19 protein-coding genes and 1 tRNA gene are annotated in these 21,851 nt (G+C 66.0%); 6 read left to right on the top strand and 14 right to left on the bottom strand.

Annotated features, from left to right (window positions below; translation table 11 throughout):
* The 4 genes from edd to rimO all read right to left on the bottom strand — a co-directional run bounded on the left by edd (nucleotide 1) and on the right by rimO (nucleotide 5,696).
* Nucleotides 1-1,806 (bottom strand): phosphogluconate dehydratase, encoded by a 1,806-nt coding sequence (gene edd / locus KDC96_RS09635; protein ID WP_212448238.1) that lies wholly within the window; start codon nucleotides 1,804-1,806, stop codon nucleotides 1-3.
* On the bottom strand, nucleotides 1,799-3,253 hold the full coding sequence (gene zwf / locus KDC96_RS09630; RefSeq protein WP_212448237.1) for a glucose-6-phosphate dehydrogenase: 1,455 nt from the start codon (nucleotides 3,251-3,253) through the stop codon (nucleotides 1,799-1,801). Before zwf ends, edd begins: the two co-directional genes overlap by 8 nt.
* A gap of 209 nt (nucleotides 3,254-3,462) precedes the next feature.
* On the bottom strand, nucleotides 3,463-4,290 hold the full coding sequence (locus tag KDC96_RS09625; protein ID WP_371815469.1) for a transglutaminase family protein: 828 nt from the start codon (nucleotides 4,288-4,290) through the stop codon (nucleotides 3,463-3,465).
* Nucleotides 4,287-5,696 carry a 30S ribosomal protein S12 methylthiotransferase RimO gene (gene rimO, locus KDC96_RS09620; RefSeq protein ID WP_212448236.1) on the bottom strand — a complete coding sequence of 470 codons (1,410 nt, stop codon included), beginning with the start codon at nucleotides 5,694-5,696 and terminating at the stop codon, nucleotides 4,287-4,289. The genes KDC96_RS09625 and rimO overlap by 4 nt, the downstream gene beginning before the upstream one ends.
* Before the next feature lie 74 nt (nucleotides 5,697-5,770).
* On the opposite strand from rimO, the gene KDC96_RS09615 reads away from it, so the two are divergent.
* Nucleotides 5,771-6,169, top strand: coding sequence for a DUF1761 domain-containing protein (locus KDC96_RS09615; protein WP_212448235.1), 399 nt, complete (start codon nucleotides 5,771-5,773; stop codon nucleotides 6,167-6,169).
* Here the strand turns inward: KDC96_RS09615 and KDC96_RS09610 are convergent.
* From KDC96_RS09610 to serS, 3 genes are read right to left on the bottom strand one after another with little or no spacing between them, the layout of a single operon-like run.
* On the bottom strand, nucleotides 6,073-7,281 hold the full coding sequence (locus KDC96_RS09610) for a TrkA family potassium uptake protein (RefSeq protein WP_212448234.1): 1,209 nt from the start codon (nucleotides 7,279-7,281) through the stop codon (nucleotides 6,073-6,075). The two genes, KDC96_RS09615 and KDC96_RS09610, sit on opposite strands and share 97 nt — an antisense overlap.
* A gap of 11 nt (nucleotides 7,282-7,292) precedes the next feature.
* Nucleotides 7,293-8,057, bottom strand: coding sequence for a 5'/3'-nucleotidase SurE (gene surE / locus KDC96_RS09605; RefSeq protein ID WP_212448233.1), 765 nt, complete (start codon nucleotides 8,055-8,057; stop codon nucleotides 7,293-7,295).
* Nucleotides 8,057-9,352, bottom strand: coding sequence for a serine--tRNA ligase (gene serS / locus KDC96_RS09600; RefSeq protein WP_212448232.1), 1,296 nt, complete (start codon nucleotides 9,350-9,352; stop codon nucleotides 8,057-8,059). Before serS ends, surE begins: the two co-directional genes overlap by 1 nt.
* A 145-nt stretch (nucleotides 9,353-9,497) precedes the next feature.
* Here serS and KDC96_RS09595 point away from each other — a divergent pair, with 145 nt between their 5' ends.
* Complete coding sequence (locus tag KDC96_RS09595; protein ID WP_212448231.1) at nucleotides 9,498-9,839, top strand: hypothetical protein; 342 nt, start codon at nucleotides 9,498-9,500, stop codon at nucleotides 9,837-9,839.
* A 109-nt stretch (nucleotides 9,840-9,948) separates the two neighbouring features.
* Here the strand turns inward: KDC96_RS09595 and KDC96_RS09590 are convergent, their stop codons facing one another.
* Nucleotides 9,949-12,297, bottom strand: a complete 2,349-nt coding sequence (locus tag KDC96_RS09590) for a TonB-dependent receptor (RefSeq protein ID WP_212448230.1) — start codon at nucleotides 12,295-12,297, stop codon at nucleotides 9,949-9,951.
* A 119-nt stretch (nucleotides 12,298-12,416) separates the two neighbouring features.
* Here KDC96_RS09590 and KDC96_RS09585 point away from each other — a divergent pair, with 119 nt between their 5' ends.
* Nucleotides 12,417-13,052, top strand: a complete 636-nt coding sequence (locus KDC96_RS09585; RefSeq protein WP_212448229.1) for a TetR/AcrR family transcriptional regulator — start codon at nucleotides 12,417-12,419, stop codon at nucleotides 13,050-13,052.
* 9 nt (nucleotides 13,053-13,061) lie between these two features.
* On the opposite strand, the gene KDC96_RS09580 is transcribed toward KDC96_RS09585, so the two are convergent.
* A complete protein-coding gene (locus KDC96_RS09580; protein ID WP_212448228.1) occupies nucleotides 13,062-13,841 on the bottom strand; it encodes a hypothetical protein in 780 nt (259 codons plus the stop codon).
* Between the two features lie 86 nt (nucleotides 13,842-13,927).
* Between KDC96_RS09580 and KDC96_RS09575 the strand changes: the two genes are divergently transcribed.
* A complete protein-coding gene (locus KDC96_RS09575) occupies nucleotides 13,928-14,605 on the top strand; it encodes a Fe2+-dependent dioxygenase (RefSeq protein ID WP_212448227.1) in 678 nt (225 codons plus the stop codon).
* Nucleotides 14,606-14,626: 21 nt separating this feature from the next.
* Here KDC96_RS09575 and KDC96_RS09570 read toward each other — a convergent pair whose 3' ends face one another.
* The 3 genes from KDC96_RS09570 to sppA form a co-directional block, all read right to left on the bottom strand.
* Nucleotides 14,627-15,328 carry a hypothetical protein gene (locus KDC96_RS09570; RefSeq protein ID WP_212448226.1) on the bottom strand — a complete coding sequence of 234 codons (702 nt, stop codon included), beginning with the start codon at nucleotides 15,326-15,328 and terminating at the stop codon, nucleotides 14,627-14,629.
* 123 nt (nucleotides 15,329-15,451) lie between these two features.
* A tRNA-Val gene (locus tag KDC96_RS09565) sits at nucleotides 15,452-15,526 on the bottom strand.
* Nucleotides 15,527-15,603: 77 nt separating this feature from the next.
* Nucleotides 15,604-17,490: a signal peptide peptidase SppA gene (gene sppA / locus KDC96_RS09560; RefSeq protein WP_212448225.1), complete on the bottom strand. Its 1,887-nt coding sequence runs from the start codon at nucleotides 17,488-17,490 to the stop codon at nucleotides 15,604-15,606.
* Nucleotides 17,491-17,610: 120 nt separating this feature from the next.
* Between sppA and KDC96_RS09555 the strand changes: the two genes are divergently transcribed.
* Nucleotides 17,611-18,627: an aspartate carbamoyltransferase catalytic subunit gene (locus KDC96_RS09555; protein ID WP_212448224.1), complete on the top strand. Its 1,017-nt coding sequence runs from the start codon at nucleotides 17,611-17,613 to the stop codon at nucleotides 18,625-18,627.
* Nucleotides 18,624-19,853 carry a dihydroorotase family protein gene (locus tag KDC96_RS09550; RefSeq protein WP_212452570.1) on the top strand — a complete coding sequence of 410 codons (1,230 nt, stop codon included), beginning with the start codon at nucleotides 18,624-18,626 and terminating at the stop codon, nucleotides 19,851-19,853. Before KDC96_RS09555 ends, KDC96_RS09550 begins: the two co-directional genes overlap by 4 nt.
* Before the next feature lie 76 nt (nucleotides 19,854-19,929).
* On the opposite strand, the gene KDC96_RS09545 is transcribed toward KDC96_RS09550, so the two are convergent.
* Nucleotides 19,930-21,339, bottom strand: coding sequence for a tetratricopeptide repeat protein (locus KDC96_RS09545; protein ID WP_212448223.1), 1,410 nt, complete (start codon nucleotides 21,337-21,339; stop codon nucleotides 19,930-19,932).
* The gene (locus KDC96_RS09540; RefSeq protein WP_212448222.1) at nucleotides 21,336-21,842 is read right to left on the bottom strand and encodes a hypothetical protein; all 507 of its coding nucleotides are present in this window, start codon (nucleotides 21,840-21,842) and stop codon (nucleotides 21,336-21,338) included. Before KDC96_RS09540 ends, KDC96_RS09545 begins: the two co-directional genes overlap by 4 nt.
* Nucleotides 21,843-21,851 lie beyond the last annotated feature (9 nt).

Here is a 21,851-nt window from a genome sequence, read left to right as displayed (position 1 = left end):
TCAGAGCCCCGCGCTCGCCAGCATCGCAGAAGCTCCCCGCTCCGCACCATCTGCATGGGTCTGCATCATTCGGAACAGCTCGCGGCCGACGCCCCATGCGACCTCGGGGTCGGGTGCCGGAGTGCGCTCGGAAAGGTCGGCGGTGGTCGACAGCTCGCCGGTCTCGGCGCAGAGACGGATCACGTCGCCATCCTGCAGCAGCGACAGCGGGCCGCCGCCTTTCGCCTCGGGCGTGCAGTGGATCGCGGCGGGCACCTTGCCGCTCGCACCCGACATCCGCCCGTCGGTGACCAGCGCGACCTTGTGACCGCGATCCTGCAGGACGGCGAGCGAGGGGGTGAGCGCGTGCAATTCGGGCATGCCGTTGGCGCGCGGCCCCTGGAACCGGACCACGACCACCACGTCCTTGTCGAGCTCGCCTGCCTTGAATGCGGCGACGACGTCGGCTTGGGTCTGGAATACGCGGCAAGGCGCTTGGACGGTCCAGCGTTCGCGCGAGACGGCAGAGGACTTGAAGCAGGCGCGACCGAGATTGCCGGTGACGAGCTTCATCCCGCCATCGGGCTGGAACGCTTCACCAACTGCGCGCAGCATCGTGTCGTCACGGGTTTCCCCAATGGGCGACCAGCCGAGATCGTCGCCGTCGAGAACCGGCTCGGCGGTATAGGCGTCCATCCCGCCTTCGCTCACCGTCAGGATGTCGCGATGCGCCAGCCCGGCGTCGAGCAACTCGCGAATGACATAGGCCATGCCGCCGGCCGCGTGGAACTGGTTCACGTCGCCCGATCCGTTGGGATAGACCCGCGCCAGCAGCGGAACCACGCTCGAAAGCTCGGCCATGTCGTTCCAGTCGATCACGATCCCTGCAGCACGGGCCATCGCTGGAATGTGGATCGCGTGATTGGTCGATCCGCCGGTCGCCAGAAGGCCGATCACCGCGTTCACGATCGCCTTCTCGTCGACGACCTGCGCCAGCGTACGCTCGGTCGTGCCGGAGAGTTCGGCGATGCGATGGACGGCGGCGCGGTCGAGCGACTGGCGCAGCTTGGTGCCCGGCTGCACGAACGCCGCGCTGGGGATATGCAGCCCCATCATCTCCATCATCATCTGGTTGGAGTTGGCGGTGCCGTAGAACGTGCAGGTGCCGGGCGAATGGTACGATCCCAGCTCGCTTTCAAGCAGCGCGTCGCGACCGATCTCGCCTGCAGCGTATTTCTGGCGGGTCTCCTGCTTCTGCTTGTTCGAAATTCCGCTCGGCATCGGACCTGAGGGAACGAATACCGTCGGCAGATGGCCGAACCGCAGCGCGCCCATCAGCAGGCCCGGCACAATCTTGTCGCAAATGCCGAGACAGGCGATCCCGTCATACATCTGGTGCGACAGCGCGACCCCGGTCGAAAGCGCAATGATGTCGCGGCTGAACAGCGACAGCTCCATCCCGTCCTCGCCCTGCGTGACCCCGTCGCACATCGCCGGCGTGCCGCCCGCCACCTGCGCGGTGGCGCCGACTTCGCGGGCGTAGATCTTCATCCGGTCGGGGTAGCGGCCATAGGGCTGATGCGCCGACAGCATGTCATTGTAGGCCGTGACGATCCCGATATTCGGCCCGCGCTTGTTCTTCATCGCCTGCTGGTCTTCCAGCGCCCCGGCAAAGGCGTGGGCGAGGTTGGAACAGGCGATATCCTTGTGCTCGGGCTTGCGGTCGCCTTCGCGCTTCATCAGGTCGAGATAGGCGGCGCGGCTGGCGCGCGAATTTTCGATCACGCGCTGCGTGACGCGGTGGATCGTGTCGTCGAGTTCACTCATGCCAGCTCACTCCGTCGCGTTCGGCGAGCGCGATCGCCGCGCTCGGGCCCCAGCTGCCCGCCGTGTAGGTCTTCGGCTTCGTGCCCGCAGCTTCCCACGCCGCGCGGATCGCGTCGACCCACTGCCACTGCGCCTCGACCTCGTCGCGGCGCACGAACAGCGTCTGGTCGGCGTCGATCAGGTCGAGCAGCAGGCGCTCGTAAGCGATCCGGCGGTGCTGGCCGACGAAGGCGTCGGGCATCGTGATTTCGAGCGGCACCTCGCGCAGCCGCACGCCGTCGGTGCCGAGGCCGGGGACCTTCGCCATCAGCGACAGGGTGATGTTTTCCTCGGGCTGGATGCCGATCAGCAGCTGGTTGGGATTGAGCCCGGACCCCGTGGCATCGAAGATCGAGTGCGGCACGCAGCGGAACTTCACCACGATTTCGGTCACGCGTTCGGGCAGGCGCTTGCCGGTGCGCAGGTAGAACGGCACGCCTTTCCAGCGCCAGTTGTCGACATGCGCCTTGATCGCGACGAAGGTTTCGGTGTCCGAATCCTTGCCCAGCTCGTCGTCGTAGCCGGGTACCGCCTGCCCGCCGATCGCACCCGCGCGATACTGCCCGGTGACCGTTTCGCCCGCCTCGACCTTGCGCAGTGCGCGCAGCACCTTGACCTTCTCGTCGCGCACGGCGGTGGCATCAAAGCTGGTCGGCGGCTCCATCGCCACCAGCGCGAGCAATTGCAGCATGTGGTTCTGCACCATGTCGCGCAGCGCGCCGCTGTCGTCGTAATAGGCGACGCGCGATTCCAGTCCGACCGTTTCGGCGACGGTGATCTGGACGTGCTCGATGTAGTTCGAGTTCCAGATCGGCTCGAACAGGATGTTGGCGAACCGCAGTGCGAGCAGGTTCTGCACGGTCTCCTTGCCGAGGTAGTGATCGATCCGGAAAATCCGGTCCTCGCTGAATGCCTCGGCCACCGCGTCGTTGATCGCGCAGCTGCTTTCGAGGTCGGTGCCGAGCGGCTTTTCGAGGCCGATGCGGACGTGATCGCCGGTGAGCCCGGCGTGCTGCAACCCGGCGATTGTCGGTCCGAACAGGCTCGGCGCGGTCGAAAGGAAGATCGCGAGGCCGCCATCGGCATCCGCGCTGGTCGATGGGCCGACCTTTTCGGCGAGCGCATCGAACCCTTCGAGCGTGGTCGCATCGAGTGCCTGATAGCTCAGCCGGTTGAGGAAATTCGCCATCCCCCCGCGCCGTTCGGCCGGGAGGAAGGTTTCGAGCGCTTCGCGCGCCAGCTGGCGAAACTCCTGGTCGGTCATCTCGCTGCGGGCAGTGCCGATGATGCGGAGGTTCTCCGACAGCAGCCCGTCGGCATCGAGCGCGCAAAGCGACGGCAGCAGCATGCGCCGGGCGAGATCGCCGGTCGCGCCGAACAGCAGCAGTCGATCCGCAGAAATTTTCATTCGCGCCACCCCACACAAATTGCGCCAAGAACGTTAGGTAATCGGAGATTTAAGGCTCTACCAACGCAGTCCATCGTTGCAAACGATCTTGGCAATTTGCAGGATTTTGCAGACATCGATGGCGTGCTGATACCGTTATCAATTCCGTTTAGCGCGCCCGGCCGGGCATGCAAAGCGGCGAGGCACTAGGAATGCTTGCCCGCGCGCAATCAAACCTGTTCGACCGCGATCTCGCTCGACAGGAACCGGTTCGGGCCGAAGCTGGTGAGAAAGCTCACGTCGGCGGCGTCCCGCCCGACGCCGATCTTCACGATATCGGTGGCGTCCGCCATGCCGGTAGCATCGACCAGCTGCCACGCACCGCCATCGGGTTGCGAGGGGTCGGGCAGGAACACTTCCGCAACCGCGTGGAAATCCTGCGGGGTAACGCCGGGCGCAAAGCAAGCGACGTAGCGCGCCGGGATCGCGGATGCGCGCGCGAAGGTGACGAGCAGGTGCGCGAAATCGCGGCAAATGCCGCGGCGGGCGATAAACGTCGCCACCGCATCGGTGCCCGCATCGCTGGAGCCGGGGGCATACGCAAGTGTCTGCGCAATCCAGGACCGGATCGCCTCGATCCGCGCGCCCCCGCTGGTGCCCGAGAATTCCGCGTCCACGAACGGCTGGAACCGGCTGGCCGGGCAGTAGCGCGAATCGAGCAGGTATTCGATCGTCTCGCCCGGCAGCCGGTGCGCGGCAAGCTGGGCAAGCGATGCGATCCCGGAACGCAGGCGGTGCGGTTCCGCCACCGCTTCATAGGCGACCTCGCAGCGGCCATCGGCGCGGAGCCAGATTCGTTCCCCGATGGAATCCTGCGCCGGGACGCGGGCCATGTACTCGGTTTCGCTCAGCTGCGTGCGCGCCGAATGGATTGTCTGTTCGGGAATGGCAGCCGCTTCGAACTGCAGGAGAGCGTCGGTCGGCTGGTCGAATTCGAACGCGAAGTTGGCGGATATCCTGAGCTGCATGAGGGGTTCGCGTGCGCGCTCGTCGATCACGCTGCGATCACGCCGAACAGATCGTGGGCGTCGCTGTCTTCGATCTGCACCGTCACGATGTCGCCGGCAGCGAGACGTTCGGGCACGTTGCGCAGATAGACCGCGCCGTCGATCTCCGGCGCATCGGCCTGACTGCGGCCTGTGGCGCCGATGTCGCCGTCATCATCGGGCTCGCCCACCTCGTCGATGATGACCGGGATGGCCCGGCCCACCTTGGCTTCGAGCTTGGCGGCGCTGATCCGCTCGGTCACTTCCATGATCCGGGCGTAGCGCTCTTCCTTTATCTCCTCCGGCACCGGATCGGGCAGGGCGTTGGCTGCCGCGCCTTCGACCGGTTCGAACCGGAACGCGCCGACCCGGTCGAGCTGCGCTTCCTCGAGCCATTCGAGCAGGTACTGGAAATCGGCTTCGGTCTCGCCGGGAAAGCCGACCACGAAGGACGAACGCACGGCGATATCCGGGCAGGTTTCGCGCCACGACTTCAGTCGATCGAGCACTTTCGCCTCGTTGGCAGGGCGTTTCATCAGCTTCAGCACGTTTGGCGACGCGTGCTGGAACGGGATGTCGAGATAGGGCGTCAGCAGCCCTTCGGCCATCAGCGGGATGACCTTGTCGACATGCGGGTAGGGATAGACATAATGCAGCCGCACCCAGGGCGGCGTGCCGTCCGAAGTGCGCAGCTGCCCCAGTTCGCGCGCCAGATCGGTCATGTGCGCGCGGACGGGTGAGCCTTTCCAATCGCGTTCCTCGTGCCGGGTATCGACGCCGTAGGCGCTGGTGTCCTGCGAGATGACCAGCAGCTCCTTCGTCCCCGCCGCGACCAGCTTTTCCGCCTCGCGCAGCACCGCGTCGATCCGGCGGCTTGCCAGCTTCCCGCGCAATTGCGGGATGATGCAGAAGGCACAGGAGTGATTGCAGCCCTCGGAGATCTTCAGATAGCTGTAGTGGCGCGGGGTGAGCTTTACATAGTTGTCTGGGCTATCGCTTTGCTGCTTGAGCCCGGTGGGCTGCGGGATCAGGTCGACGAACGGACCCTGGCTGGGCGGCGCGTGGGTGTGCACCGCTTCGACCACCGCTTCGTACTGGTGCGCGCCGGTGATCGCGAGCACCTGCGGATGCGCGGCGCGGATCGCGTCGGCCTCTTCGCCCATGCAGCCGGTGACGATCACGCGGCCGTTTTCGGCAATCGCTTCGCCGATGGCAGCAAGGCTCTCTTCCTTGGCGCTGTCCAGGAAGCCGCAGGTGTTGACCAGCACCACGTCCGCACCCTGGTAATCGGGGCTCATCGCGTAGCCATCGGCGCGCAGCCGGGTGAGGATCCGCTCGGAATCGACCAGCGCCTTCGGGCAGCCGAGGCTGACCATGCCGACCCGTTTCTGGTCCGGAAGGGGTGAGGGAGTGTTCATGATTGGCCGCGCCTCTACACCGCTTGCCGCACTTGCGCTACAACCAGTTCGGTCGCGTCGGGAGGGTGATGACTATGGGCGACTTTTCTGTGTGGCCGGTGCTGGCGGGTGCTGCCGCGTTCTTTGCCGTGGGTGCGATCTGGTACGGGGCGATCTTCGGCAAGGCATGGCAAAAGGCGGCGGGAATGTCCGACGAGGCCGTGCAGTCAGGCAACATGCCGCTGATCTTCGGGCTGTCTTTCCTGTTCGAGGTGCTGATCGCGATGGTGCTGTGGCATCTGCTGGAGCGCACCGATCCCGCACCGCATGTGGTGATGATGATGGCGATCGGCTTCGCGGTCGGGGTGATGATCCCGACGATGGGGATCAACTACCTCTACTTGCGCAAGACATTGACCCATTTCCTGATCGATTCGGGCCATATACTGGTCGGCATGTCTTCGATGGGGGCGGTCTTCCTGCTGTTCCGCTGATTCCGGCTGGAGCGGTCGGTTTCGGCGATCTCGTCGCCGTTCGCACTGCCGTTTTCGGTCGGCACGATCTCGACGATGACATCGCCGCGCTGCAGGCTCTGGCATTCTTTTTCCCAGTACCCGATGGCGCGACCATTGCGGTAGATCCTGAGGCCGCGCCCGCCCGACTTCAGATCGGTGATGGCCGCGCCGCATTCGTCGTCCTCGACCACCCGCTCGACCAGCTGAACCCGGCCCGTCACCGAAGCGAGATCGGCGAGGTAATCGGCGATGTGTGCGCCCTTGGCCGAGCCTGCGAGCAGCAGCCCGGTAAAGCGCACCGGGTTGATGACGTTGTCGGCCCCGGCCTGACGGGCGAGCAATTCGTTGTCGTCGGCGCGGACGACGACGCTGATCGGCACGTTGGGCGCGAGGTGGCGGACGGTCAGCACGATCAGGATCGAGGTGTCGTCGCGCCCCGCCGATACCAGCACGCTTTGCGATTCGTGGATGCGCACCGCCTTCATCGTTTCGTCGCGGGTGGCATCGGCTGCCATCACGTTGACGCCGAGCTTTTCGGCCTCCTTGAGCCGTTCCTCGCTTGGGTCGACCACCACGATATTGGCGGGGTTGCTGCCGCGCTCGATCAGTTCGTTGACGCTTTCCGACCCCGAAATGCCATAGCCGAGCACCACGATATGCCCGCTGAGTTGTTCCTGGATACGGGTCATGCGCCACTTCTCCCAGCTACGCTTGATGATGAAATTGTACGCGGTACCGACGAAAATGAAAAACACCGCAAACCGGATCGGGGTCACGATAACCGCTTCGACCAGCCGCGCGCGCTCGCTGATCGGGGCGATGTCTCCGAACCCGGTCGTGGTGATCGAGATCATGGTGAAATAGACCACGTCGAGGAAGCTGACCTCGCCGTCGAAATTGTCGACCAGGCCATCGCGATCCCACCAGTGGATCATGATGACGATGAAGATCAGCAGCAGTGCGAGCCCGATCCGGATGCCGAGATCGCCCCAGACCGGAATCCTGACCGCGCGGCGCAGCGGCTTGAAGCCGATCTTGACCTGGCGGGTCGTCTTCTTGGGGAAGATCCTGTCGCTGTCGCTCGCTGCCATGCCCCGTGTCCCTACCCCTCGAACCGCTGGGCGAGGGTGTCGATGGTGGCATGATGCGTCAAGTCGAGTTGCAGCGGCGTCACCGCAATCGAGCCTTCGTCGATAGCCTCGAGATCGGTGCCGTGGTCTAGCGTGTGTTCGATTGCATGCAGGCCGAACCAGAAATAGCGCAGGCCGCGCGGGTCGCGCCCTTCGACGATCGAGCCGCGCGAATAATCGTGGAAGCCCTGTCGCACGACGCGGATTCCTTTGACCTCGCTCGCCGGGCGCGGGGGGAAGTTGACATTGACCAGTGTGCGCTCGGCAAACGGCGCGTCGAGCAGTGGGCCGATGACTTTCGGCCCCCATTCGCGCGCGGCGGAGAAGGTGTCGCTCAGGCCGTTCGCAGCCGGGCCGTAAACCTGGCTCATTGCGATCGAGCGGATGCCGGCCAGCGCGCCCTCGATCGCGGCGGAGACGGTGCCCGAATAGGTGATATCGTCGCCGAGATTGGCCCCGCGATTGACTCCCGACAGGATCAGGTCGGGCGGATCGTCGAGCACCTCGCGCAGCGCCATCATCACGCTGTCGGTCGGCGTGCCGGTGACGGCGAACCGCCGTTCGGCGAATTTCTGCAGCCGTACCGGCTGGCTGAGCGTGAGCGAATGCCCCGCACCCGATTGCTCCTCCGACGGCGCGCAGACCCAGATATCGTCCGAAAATTGCCGCGCGATCTCCTCCAGCACGGCGAGGCCCGGCGCGTGGTAGCCATCATCGTTGGTGACGAGGATGCGCATCAGGTGCCTGAATCTTTTCCGGATGGCTCAAGCCGGGTTATCCCGCCCATGTAGGGCGCGAGCGCTGCGGGCACCGTGACGCTGCCGTCGGCCTGCTGGCAATTCTCGATCACCGCCACCAGCGTCCGCCCGACCGCGAGGCCGGAACCGTTCAGGGTGTGGACGAATTCGGTCTTCTTTTCGCCTTCGGGCCGATACCGCGCCTTCATCCGCCGCGCCTGGAAATCGCCGGTGTTGGAGCACGAGCTGATCTCGCGATAGGCGCCCTGTCCGGGCAGCCACACCTCCAGATCGTAGGTCTTGCGCGCGCCGAAACCCATGTCTCCAGTGCACAGCAGCATGGTGCGGTAAGGCAGCTCAAGTGCTTCCAGGACCGACTGAGCGGCGTTGAGCATGCGCTGGTGCTCGGCTTCGGATTCTTCGGGTTTGACGATGCTGACCAACTCGCATTTTTCGAACTGGTGCTGGCGGATGAACCCGCGCGTGTCCTTGCCCGCCGCCCCCGCTTCGGAGCGGAAGCACTGTGTCAGCGCGGTGAGCCGCATGGGGAGGGCAGCCTCGTCGAGGATCTGGTCCATGACGCTGGCGGTGAGAGAGACTTCGGAGGTTGGGATGAGCCAGCGGCCGTCTGTGGTCTGAAAACTGTCCTCGGCGAACTTCGGCAGCTTGTCGGTGCCGTACATCGCCTCGTCCTTGACCAGCACCGGAGGGGCGCATTCGGTGTAGCCGTGCTCGCGCGTCTGGTGGTCGATCATGAACTGGCCGAGCGCGCGGTGCAGGCGCGCCATGTGTCCGCGCAGGAAGGTGAAGCGCGCGCCCGAAAGCTTCGCGCCGGTCTCGAAATCCATCCCCAGCGCCGGGGCGATGTCGGCGTGTTCCTGCGGCTCGAAGTCGAAGTCGCGCTTGGTGCCCCAGCTTGACACCTCGACATTGCCGCTCTCGTCCGCGCCCTCGGGCACGTCGGCGGCGAGCAGGTTGGGAATGATCGCCAGCGCGCCTTCGAGCTGTTCGCCGAGCGCGCGTTCTTCATCCTCGAGCGCGGGCATGTCGGCCTTGATCTGCGCGACCTCGGCCTTCAGCGTCTCGGCCTTCTCGGTGTCACCCTGGCCCATCGCCTGACCGATCGCCCTCGATGCCTCGTTGCGACGGCTCTGTGCATCCTGCAGCCGCGTCGTCACCGCGCGCCGCTGCTCGTCGAGCGCGAGGATCGCCTGTGCCACCGGCTCCGCCCCGCGCCGCGCCAGCGCCGCGTCGAAGCCGTCGGGATCGTCTCGGATCATGCGGATGTCGTGCATGGCGAGGGGCTATGCCCGCTTCGCCTGCCGATGGAAAGGGGCAATGGCTGCTCCCGGCCCCCGGCGATCGCCGGTGCCTTGCCCACGTCCGCCCTCGGAACAACCCCGCCTGCAAAGCGTTGTTTCGCATAAGGAGATAGACACCATGCTGAAGAACATTCTCGGGGCCGCGATCGGCTCCAAAGTTGCCAAGCAATCGCCCGTCGCCGGCGGGATCGCCGGGACCGCGATTGCAACCGCCATCCCCATGATCGTCCGCCGCGTCAGCCTTCCGGCGCTCGCGGTGCTCGGCGTCGGCGGCTATTTCGCCAAACGCTTTTTCGATCGCAGGCAGAGCGACGGTGGCACCGATGCCGGCGACAGGATCGAAACGCCGCTGCGCAACGCCTCGCCCGCAGCCGACACCGGCACGATCATCGATCCGCCGCCCGGCGGAGCGGCGAACGGCACCGGCAAGACCGGAGCGGCGAACGCCCCGACGACCTGATCCGATCCATCGGACGAAAAAGGCCCGGCTGCCCTTGTGGGAGCCGGGCCTTTCGTTTTCTGCGAGCAATCTCCGTCGCGCAGCCGGCCTTACTCCGGCGGCGAAAGCGCTAGAAATTCACCTCGGCGGTGAGGAAGAACCGGCGCGGGTCGCCGTAGAAGCCCGTCAGCGTTCCTTCGAGGCCGAGCGTGGAGCGGAACGGCGTGCCCGGCGGGGTGCCCCCTGCGACGAAATTGTACCCGGCGACGATATATTCCTTGTCGAACAGGTTCTTCACGTGCCCGCCGATCGAAAACAGCCCGCTGTCGCTGGTGTAGACGATGCTGGCATCGACCAGCACGAAGCCATCCTGATCGAGGAACCGGTTGGGCACTTCGAACTGGCTCGCGTCGGAGCGCAGCGAGGCGAGGCCGATGAAGTCGACCATGCCGTCCGCCGCCGGAACGCCCAGCACGAAGCCCATGTGCGCGGTGATATCGGGGGTGTTCTGGAACACTCGCTGATCGGCGACATCGTTGCCGAACGCATCGATGAAGGTGTTGAAGCCCGCATCGAGATAGCCGAGCGACCAGTTGACGTTGAAGCGGCTGCCATCGCCCCAGAAATCGCGACCGACCAGCGCATTGCCTTCGAATTCGAAGCCATTGACGTCGGCGCTCGCGGCGTTTGAGGTGATGCCGATGAAGCTGTCGTTGATCCCGTCGCCATTGGTATCGAGCCCGACCGAGCCGGGGATCTGCACGTCGTCATATTCGCCGATGAAGCCGGCGAGGCTGATGTTGAGCCGGTTGTCGAGCAGCGAGGCCTTCCAGCCCAGCTCGTAGCTGTCGACCGTTTCCGGCCCGAACCGCAGGAATTCGAACTGGTCGTCGAAATCGCGGTCCCCGTCGCCATCGAGATCGGGCGCGGCGCTGGTCTGGCCGCGCGGATCGAACCCGCCGCCCTTGAAGCCCTGCGAATAGGTGAAATAGATGTTGTGGTTGCGCGTCGGCTGCCAGCTGATCGAGGCACGCGGGTTGAAATCCTCGAAGGTCTCGCTGCCCTCGAAATCGCTGGTGACGGCGATCGGGATCGCGGTGCTGCCGGGCACGAACAGGTCCGAAAACCCGCCTATAAAGGTCGTGCGCAGCACCCGGCTGGTGCGCTTGTCGCGGGTATAGCGACCGCCGAGCGAAACGCTGATCGTGTCGGTGATATCGTAGGTGAAATCGCCGAACACCGACCACGTCTCGGTCCCGACATCGCCCAGCGTCTGGGCGTTGAGGCCCGGCAGGTTGATCAGCGCGCCGGTGGTGAACAGCGCGACGTCGAAGGCGGTGAAGGCGTTGGCGTCGAGATAGTAGAACCCGAGCACGCCCGACAGCCGGTCGCCTTCGTAGAGCAGCTGCAATTCCTGGCTGAACTGGTCGTTCTCGTAGATCGCGGGCACGTCGAGATCGGCAGCGGGAAGGCTGTCGAAATCGATCGGCGTGGTCGATTTGTCCTCGCGATAGCCGGTAATCGATTTCAGCGTCACCGTGTCCGACAGCTCGATCGCGATATTGAGCGCGCCGCCATAGGCTTCGACTTGTTGGTCGACCACGTTGAGGCCCGCGCGCGTGTCGAACACGTCGTCGAGCACCGGTGCGCCGGTAAACAGGCTGGGGATCAGGCGCGATCCCTGCCGCGCTTCGCTTTCGTCGCGCACGTAATCGCCCGACAGGCGCACGAACAGCGGGCCATTGTCGAATTCGATCGTCCCGCGCGCGGCCCACACGTCCTTGTTGTAGTTCTCGGTGCCGAGATTGAGGTTGTTGCCGAACCCGCCGCGCGAAAGCCGCGCGCCGCTGGCGCCGATCTTCAGGCTGTCGCCGACCGGCACCGAGCCGGTGATGATCAGGTCCGCCTGGTCGAACGATCCGTAGCTGCCGCGGATGCTGAAGCTGGGATCGTCGGGCAGGCGGGCGGTGACATACTTGATCGCGCCGCCGATCGTGTTGCGGCCATACAGCGTGCCCTGCGGTCCGCGCAGCACCTCGATCCGTTCGACATCGTAGATATCGAGCACGGCGGCCTGCGGGCGGTTGAGATAGACATCGTCGACATACAGGCCGACGCCCGCCTCGAACCCGGCGACCGGATCCTGCTGGCCGACCCCGCGGATGAAGGCGGTGAGGGTGGTATTGGTGCCGCGGCTGACCTCGAGCGTGATGTTGGGCACCTGCTGCGCCACTTCGGTCAGCGACTGTACGCCCTGCTGTTCCAGGCTTTCGCCGGTGATCGCGGTGACCGACAGGGGCACGTCGATCAGCGCTTCCTCGCGCCGCCGTGCGGTGACGATGATACCGGGGCCCTGCGTGTCGTCGTTCACGACTTCGGCATCGTCGGCCGAGGATTGCGCGTGAGCGGGCGCGGCCCATGCGGCGATTCCGGCGCACCCGGCGAGCAGCAGCGCGCGGCTGCGAAGCGTGAAATTCATGATCGGTTCCTCTCCAAACCCTCGTATGTACGCCCTGATATTGAAAGGTGAACCAACTTTCAAGTTTAGACTTGTGCGCAGCCGCCGTGCGCCGTAGGCAAGCGCCAGAGGAGGAGGGCATGGATCAGCCGACCGGCAGCGCGGCCAAGGTCGCCGACAGCAAGACCCCGCGCACCGAACGCGGGCGCAAGACCCTGCGCAAACTGCTCGACGCCTCGGCCATCGAGTTCGGGGAAAAGGGGTTTCACGAAGCCTCGGTCAGCTCGATCACCCGCCGTGCGGGAGTCGCCCTGGGCAGCTTCTACACCTATTTCGACAGCAAGGACGCTTTGTTCCGCGCGCTCGTGGCGGACATGAGCGAGAATGTGAAATCCAGTGCGCGCGCCGCGCTATCGGAAGACATGAGCGCGCTCGAAGTGGAGCGGGCGGCGCTCTCCGCGTTTCTCGAGTTCGCGCGCGAGCACAAGGAAATCTATCGCATCATCGACGAAGCCGAATTCGTCGACCCGGCGAGCTACCGCATGCATTACGAAACGATTGCCGAACGCATCGAACAGCGGCTCGCCAAGGGTTCGACCGATGGCGAGTTTCGGGCGGGACTGGGCGAAGTCGAAGCCTGGGCGATCATGGGAATGAACGTGTTCGTCGGGTTGCGCTACGCGGTCTGGGGCGAGGGTGAGGCACCCGTCGCCGCCGACGCGATTGCCGCCCGGGTCAACGCGCTGCTCGCCAACGGGATCGCGCGGCGCGACTGAGCATCCGGATCAGGTCGGCGGCAGATCGAGCAGCACCCGCGCCGTCAGGGCGGAAACCTGACCCTTCGCGGCCGGCTTTTCGGGCGGGATCGGCGCGTCCTTGGGCCACAGGGCGAGCAGGGTATCGAGCGTCTTGCGGATCTGCGCCGCCTTGGGCGCATCGAGATCTTCGGCGATCTCGCGCGCGACTTTCACGAATCCCCAGGCGTCCTGATACTCGCCGGGATCGGCAACCGAGCCTTCGGGCACCGCGACTGCGTATTCCTCGAACGCCACGTCCATCAGGAAGCGGATCTGCTCGGCCGGATCGCCGCCTGCCGCCGCCCGCACCTTGGCAAGGTTGGCTTCGGCGGCCTTGAGCTGCGGTTCGATCTGTGCGGCGGGCTTCCTCGCCTCGAGCGCGGCGCTAACCTGCTCAAACGGCGCCGGATCGAAACCCAGCTGCGCCAGACCGGCGCGTTCGTCGGCATGGGTTTCGGATACCGGGTGGAGCAGGTGCGGCGCGGCCGCCTCGCTCTCGCCCGCGCGATACAGCGCGATGCCTGCGGCCGCGTGCCCCGACATGAAGGCGACCCGCTGCGGCAAGGACAGCGCGGCGACCTCGGTCCCGATGGCGCCGCCTTCTCCTTCGCCGCCTTCCCCTTCGCCTGCCTCACCGGCTTCGCCCGACTGCGAAGTCTGGGCGGTTTCGCCGCTCTCGCCGCCTTCCCCGGCGCACCCTGCAAGCCCCGCGCCCGCAAGGGCGGTTGCCAGCCCCAGTCCTGCCCAGGTCTTCAACTCGACTTTCATTGCGTGTCCTCCGGCGATATTCGTGATCGGCGAGAGCCATAATGCGAGGGTGAGCCGGTGCAAATGATTATCCGACGAGAGCAGCGATGATACTCACGATTTCCGCGATCGAGGACGAAGACCAGCTTGCCGGCCTGCGCCGCCGGGTCGATGCGCTCGAATGGCGCGACGGGCGCGCGACCGCGGGCAAGGTCGCCGGGGCGGTCAAGCACAACCGGCAGGCGGTGATGACCGGCCCGGTCGGGCAGGAAATCGAACAGCGCGTGCTGAAGCTGGTGGCGGCGAATCCGGTGGTAAAGGCCGCCGCCCGCCCGCGCCGCTTCACCCGCCTGATCGTCAGCCGGACAGCCGATGGCGGGCACTACGGCGCGCATGTCGACAATGCGATCATGGGCTCCGACAAGGCGGCGTTGCGCACCGATCTCGCCTTCACGCTGTTTCTGTCCGCTCCGGACGAATACGAGGGCGGGGAACTGGTCGTGCACTCCGCCGGGATGACCTCGCGGATCAAGGGCAAGGCCGGGCAGCTGGTGCTCTATCCGGCGACCAGCATTCACGAGGTGTGCGCCGTGACCGAGGGCGAACGGATCGCCTGTGTGGGCTGGATCGAGAGCCTGGTTCCCGATCAGGCGCAGCGCGAATTGCTGTTCGATCTGGAGAACCTGCGGGTCGCGTTGCGCCAGCAGCTCGAGCCGAACTCGGTCGAACTGCTCACGCTCGACAAGAACATCGCCAACCTGTTGCGGATGTGGGCCCGGACCTGACCTGACCGCACGCAGCGACGGTCAGCCACGCTTTCGCGACCCGGTCTGGATCGTGAAATATAGGATCAGGCTGACCCCGACCACGCTCGGCCCGGCCCAGATCATCGGATTGAAGACATGTTCGGGGATCGCGCGGATGAGCCCGACCGAAAGAAACGCGGTGTAGGCCGAAATGCCCATGCCCAGCAGCGCGCGAAAATGCTCGCCGACATAGTCGGTCCGCGCAGGCGACGCGCGCCAGATGAAGCGCTGCTGCAACATCATGGCGACCACTCCGATCGCGGCAACCAGCACCATCAGCGGATCGCCGACCCCATAGCCATAGACGCCGCACCAGACCGCCGAAACCACCACTGCCGCCATCGGCACCTGATAGCGCGGTCGGCGCAGCGCCTCGCGATCGCGCGAATGCCGCACCATCGCCAGCCCGTAATCCGCGAACCCGATGGTCAGCAGCCCGAGATAGAGCATCATCCAGCCGAACAGCCCCTCGAACAGCGCGCGATCGGTGAAAGTCGGAATGCGCTGCTCCGGCCCGTAGAGCGACAGCAGCGCCATCGCGATCGCCAGCGCGCCCGCGACCATGAATCCGTAGCAGGCGATCCGCCCCCACCGGCGATGCACCCGCCCGCCCTTGCGCGCCGCAATCGGCACCCAGAAGGCGATCAGCCCGGTAGCTCCGGCAATGACGTGCGCGACGACGAGACTTTCGAACAGCTGCATTGCCACACAGGGGTAGCGAGGATGGGATGAGGGGGGAAGGGGGCGCGCGGCGGATGTGGGGCGCATCAAGCGACCCCTGTCAGCCGGTTGGCGGAGACGTCCTGCTGGTCAGGTCCCGAAGGATGGTGGGCGCGGCAAGGATTGAACTTGCGACCCCACCCGTGTGAAGGGTGTGCTCTACCACTGAGCTACGCGCCCGTCCGTGTCGGAGGTCTCTCCCGGACAGGGGCGCGCACTTACTGCGCGGATACGCGCTTGGCAAGCGCCCCTGCGGCCTATCGTGCGATCAGCGTCCGCAACTGCCCGAACAGGGTCACCGCATCCTTGCCGGACAGCGAAGCGACGCTGACCGGTGTCGGACATTGCAGACAATAGGCCTGAACCCCGCGCGCGCCGCTCAGCATCTCGAGATCGCTGGCGATCCGCGCGAAGATGCCCGCCCGCTCGCGCGCCGCCATCGCGAACAGATCGCCACGCGGCTGGCGGCTTTCGCCCGAGCCCGCGACCATGCGGCGGATCAGCGAATCGTACTGGCTGACCTCCTGGCCGAGGAAGCGCGGATGCCAGCCATCGTCTTCGATCCCGGCTTCACCTGCGGCCCAGGCGAGCGCCTCGTCGAGCCCGCCGAACTGGTCCACCAGACCCAGCTGGCGCGCCGCGCCGCCATCCCACACGCGTCCCTGCGCGATCTGGTCGACGCGCGCGGTATCGAGCTTGCGCGCCTTGCTGACGCGGCTGAGGAAATCGTTGTAGGTATCCGTTACCGAGGCCTGCAGGATCGCATCGACTTCGGGGGTGAGCCCGTCGAGCAGGTCGGGCTGTCCCGATAGCGGCGTGGTGCGCAGCCCGTCGGCATTGACGCCGATTTCGGCGGCAGCGTCCTCGAAGGTCGGCAGCACGGCGAACACGCCGATCGAACCGGTCACTGTCTCGGGCTGGGCGAAGATGCGGTCGCCCGCGGTCGCCACCCAGTAGCCACCGGAGGCAGCGACATTGCCGAACGAAATGGCGACCGGGATGCCATTGTCGCGGTAGCGATCGATCGCGCGGCGGATTTCCTCCGACGCGGTCACCGATCCGCCGGGCGAATCCACCCGCACCACCAGCGCGGCGAAATCGTCGTCGAGCGCTTCGTCCAGCAGTTTCGCGATCCGCTCGCCCCCGGCCGTACCCGGCCCGGCATCGCCATCGACGATGGTTCCGGCGACGGTGACGACGCCGATCGTCTTGCCGCCGGACTTGACCGGATGGGCCGACAGGAACGGCGCGTAATCGGTCTTTGCATAGGCGCCAGGGGCTTTGCTCCAGCTGTCCTCGCCCGCGATTTCGGCCACGCGCGCGCCGAAATCGGCGGGGCTGCCGAGCTTGTCGACGAGACCCGCATCGAGCGCGGCCCGGGCGAGATCGCCCTGCGAAGCCTCGACCCATGCGACCGGATCGCCGGTCACCCGGTCGAGCTCGAGTTTGGGCCGGGCCTTCTTAACATTGGCCTGCCACTCGTCCCACAGCGCGCCGAGCAGGCTGGAGAGGTTCTCGCGCGCCTCGTCCGACATCGAATTGCGCGAGAACGGCTCGACCGCCGACTTGAATTCACCCACGCGGTAGATGCGGGCCTTGATGCTCAGCTTGTCGAGCAGGTCGGCATAATACAGGTTGGTGCCCCCCGGCCCGGCGATCAGCGCGCCGCCCAGCGGATCGACCCACACTTCGCTGGCATGCGCGGCGAGATGCATGTGATCGTCGCCATAGGCGAGCGCGTAGGTCAGCACCGGCTTTTCGGCCTTGCGCACGCGCTCCATCGCTTCGCCCACCGCCTGCATGTGGACCTGACCGCCGCCGAGGAATCCGGTCATGTCGAGCACCACCGCCTTGACCCGATCGTCGCTCGCCGCCGCGTCGAGTGCGCGGACCAGTTCGTGAACCGAATATTCGCCGACCGGGGCTTCGCCGCTGATCAGCACTTCGAACGGGTCGATCTCGGAGCGTTCCTCGACCACGTATCCATCGAGGTCGATCAGCAGCGCCCCGTCGCGCACCTGGCCGGGGCTGGGCCGGGCGGAAAGCACTGCGAACAACGCGATGAAGAACAGCAACATGAAGATCAGGACCAGACCATCCTTGATCCCGACCAGCAGTTTCCAGACTTTGCCCGCGAAGCTCATGCTTGTGTTCCCGTGTTGCTTTCCCGCCCGATCTAGGGCGTTGCGCGCCAGATTTCCATGGCAAGCGTGCGCGGCAATGGGTTGAGTGGCGGACAGCACTCGTCTAACGGCGTGGCTTTAATGACATCGGCGGACTCTCAAACGGACCAAAGCCGCTTCCCGGCGGGGCGGCTGGCGTTCCCGCATCGCGACCTGCTCGGCATCGGACAGCTCGAGCGGCACGAGATTCTGTACCTGCTCGACCAGGCGGAACAATGGGTCACGCTCAATCGCCAGAGCAGCAAACATGCGGGACTGCTCGCGGGGCTGACCATCATTAACGCCTTTTTCGAGAATTCGACCCGCACGCTGCTCAGCTTCGAAATCGCGGGCAAGCGGCTGGGCGCGGATGTGGTCAACATGCATGCCGCCCAAAGCTCGGTGAAGAAGGGCGAAACGCTGATCGACACCGCGATCACGCTGAACGCGATGCGCGCCGATGCGATCGTGATCCGCCACGGATCGAGCGGCGCGACGCGGCTGATCGCGGAAAAGGTCGATTGCCCGGTCCTTAATGCAGGCGACGGCAGCCACGAACACCCGACCCAGGCGCTGCTGGATGCGCTGGCGCTGCGCGAGGCGATCAGGCGGCGCGGGGAACCGCGCGAGGACTTCAACGGACTGACCGTGACGATCTGCGGCGACATCCTGCACAGCCGGGTGGCCCGCTCCAATATCCTGTGCCTGCAGGCGTTGGGTGCAAAGGTTCGCGCGTGCGCGCCGCCTGCGCTGATGCCTGCCGGGATCGAGGCGATGGGGGTGGAGCCGTTCCACGATTTCGACGCGGCGTTGAGCGGGACGGACGTGGTGATGATGCTGCGGTTGCAATCGGAGCGGATGGCCGGGCAGTTCATCCCCTCGGCGCGCGAATATCATCATCTCTACGGTCTCACCAAGGCGCGGCTCGACGGTGCCGCGCCCGAAGCACTGGTGATGCATCCCGGTCCGATGAACCGCGGGGTCGAGATCGACAGCGACGTCGCCGACATGCTCGATCGCTCGATTATCACCCAACAGGTCGAAATGGGCGTCGCGATCCGGATGGCGTGTCTCGATATCCTGACGCGATCGGCGCGCAGCGTGGAGGGATGGGCATGAAGCAGGACAAGCCCGTCACGATTACCGGTGGCACGCTGATCACGATCCATGGTGCCGAGGAGGGGAGCGTCCGGCTCGACAAGGGTGTGATTGCCGCGGTTGGACCCGACGCGATGGCCGAAGAAGGCGACGCAGTGGTCGACGCGAAGGGCAAGCTGGTGGCGCCGGGGCTGGTCGATCTGGGCGTGTTCGCCATCGATAAACCCGCCTTCCATTTCGGCGGGATCACCCGCGCCGCGCTGATGCCCGACCAGTCGCCGCCGCTCGATTACCCGAGCCGGGTCAATTACATTGCCAAGAGCGGCAAGCCCGATCTGTGGGTCCACCCGCTCGCCGCCGCCACGCGCGGGCTCGAGGGGCGTGAACTCGCCGAGATCGCGCTGATGAAGGAGGCTGGCGCGCGCGGGGTTGCGACCGGCCGTCGCTGGATCGCCGATTCGGGCGTGATGCTGCGGCTGCTGCAATATGCCGCGATGCTCGATCTGGTGGTGGTGTCGCATGCCGAGGACAGTGGCCTGAGCGGGGAGGCCGCGGCGACGGCGGGTGAAGTTGCGACCCGTCTCGGACTGCCGAGCGCGCCGTCCGAGGCCGAAGCGCTCGCCATCGCTCGCGACATCGGCCTCGCCGAAATGAGTGGTGCGCGGGTCCATTTCCGCCAGATCACCACCGCGCGCGGGTTTGATCTGGTGCGCGAGGCGAAACGACGCGGTGTCAACGTCACCTGCGGGATCACGCCGGCGCATTTCATGATGTCCGATCTCGACGTGGTCGATTTCCGCACCTTCGCGCGGCTCTCGCCGCCGCTGCGGGGCGAAGCGGACCGTCAGGCTGCGATCGCGGCGATCGCCGACGGAACCGTGGACGTCATATCGAGCGGTCACGATCCGCGCGGACCGGAAGGCAAGCGATTGCCCTTCGCCGATGCGGAACCGGGAATGGCAGGTGCCGAAACCCTGCTGGCGATGGTCTTGCAGCTGGTGCGCGACGAGGTCATCGGCCTGGCGCGCGCATTCGATCTGCTGGCGCGAAACCCGGCCAAGCTGCTCGGGGTCGACGCCGGGATGCTGGTCGCAGGCCATCAGGCAGACATTGCGATCATCGATCCCGACGCGCCGTGGTTCGTCGACAGGACAAGGATGAGCGCAACAGCCGACAACACACCCTTCGACCGGCACGGCGTGCAGGGCCGGGTAACCGCGCTTTACAAGGGCGGCGTGCCAATCTGAAAAAACGCCCCCGGAGCCGAGGGCTCCGAGGGCAGTTTCGCTGAAGCTCGAATGAGCTGAGGAAACGAAGCGACCGTCAGCGCGTGCGCGCGGCGATCCGGACGCCGTCGTCGATCGCGCCCTTGGGCGGGTTCGACTTGGTGTAGGCGAAGCAGCCGACACCCGACGATTTCGCAGTGCCGCACATCGCGCGAGCGCTGCGCACGCCGAAACCGGCGGCGGCGACGCGGTAGAAGACCCGGCCGTTCACTTCGGCCTTGGTGATCACCACGTCGTGATCCTTGAGCTGCGGGAAACGCTGCTGGAATTCGCTCCACTTGGCCTTGGCAACCGCCCGGCTGTCGAAGCTGCCGAGCTGCACCAAATGCGTGCCGGCCGCCTTGTCGCTGCTGCTGGCGACGCTGGTCGCGGCCATGCGGCGCTGCGAGGATTTCCGCGCCACGCGAGTCGGCGCTGCGCGCTCCTCGCTGGCCCTCGCCGGAACTTTCTGCACGACCGGGTTCGACACGTAGCGGCGTGCCGGTGCGCGGGCGGCCGGAGCCGGAGCCGGAACAGCGGCGGCGACGCGCGCAACCGGAGCATCGGCGGTCTGGTCGAGACCGAAGGCAAGCGTTTCCGCTTCGCTGGGCGCGGCGGGCGCTTCGGCGATCGCGACGCTCTCGATATCGGCTTGCGCGGCGGCTTCGGCCACCATCGTCTGCTGGCTCGGGAAATTGGCGAGCGCGAGTTGGGTCGGCTGACCGCCCGCGTTCGACGGGGTCACATTCAGCAGGTTCGCCACGCGGACCTGGACGTCTTCCGGCTTGGCGGTCGCGGCCCAATCGCTGAGGCGCGCGTCGAGCTGGTCGGCGGGCACATCTTCGGCCGCCATCACGCGGGCTGCGCGCCAGTTGCCGGCGAGCGCATAGGAATAGGCGAGGTTCTGGCGCATCTTGGCGCTGTTCTCGCCCCCGCGCAGCGCGTTGACGAGCACATGCACGCCCTTCTCGGGATTGCCGGCCAGGGCCAGTGCCAGGCCGTAATCGGCCGGGTCGATCGCGCGTTCGTACTGCTCGAGCACCGCAACCGCGCTGGCGCCGTCGCCCAGCGCCGTCTTGGCGAGTGCATAGCTCAGCACGGTGCGCGGATCGCTGTCGCCCAGATCGAGCGCGTCGTTGAAGCTGGTGGCGGCGGCTTCGAACCGGCCCGCCTCGAGATAGGCAGCGCCCAGCAGCGCGCGGAATCCCGGATTGCGCGGTTCGGCCAGCACCGCCGCTTCGGCGTGCATGACGGCCTTGTCGACCTTGCCGCTTTCAAGCGCGGCCTGCGCCTTGCTGAACGAAGTTTCGGCCTGCGGAGCGGCCGACGCGGTGCATCCCGTCAGAGCCACCCCGGCAAGCGCCGTGGTCATGATCAGGCCGAGTTTCGGGCCGTTCGGGCGGCGGTTGGTGGTGCGATCCATGGTCAGTATCCCCTGTTTCGTCCTGAATTGTGCGTAGTCTGTCATGTACGTTTCATGCGCTTTGCGAGCGAGTCGAGATCGTCGATCTGGTCGAGCAGCGCATCGAGCGCTTCGGTTACGAGCACCTGCGCGCTCTTGCCTTCCATCGTTGCGGCGAGCCGCAGCTTGAGATGGCGTTCGGCGTCGAGCCGCAGCGTAAAGGCCGCGCGGCGACCGGCTTTTGCGGCTTTGCCTTTCGGCTTGGCAGCTTCGGCCAGCACCCGATCGGCGAGATCTTTCTGCTGGCGTTTGACCAGCGGGCTTGCGTCTTCGAGCGCTTCGTCCGGAGCGCAGTCAGGCGTCAGCGCGACGACATTGTTCGAATGGTCCGTGCCCCCGGTGCTGCGCTGTTCGTCTTCGCTGCCCATGTCGTTCCAGCCGAGATCCTCCAGCGCCTCGTCGGCGATGGTCTCGGGGAGCGGCGCAAGCTGCGGACGCATGGCCGGCTTGGCGCCGCCCTTGCGCGCGAGCAGGGTTGGCCCAAGCGATGCAAAGCTGGCTTCGGACATGGCGCGGCC

The organism is Erythrobacter sp. JK5, assembly GCF_018205975.1.
Lineage (GTDB): Bacteria > Pseudomonadota > Alphaproteobacteria > Sphingomonadales > Sphingomonadaceae > Erythrobacter.
This window is presented reverse-complemented; position numbering and strand designations above follow the sequence as displayed.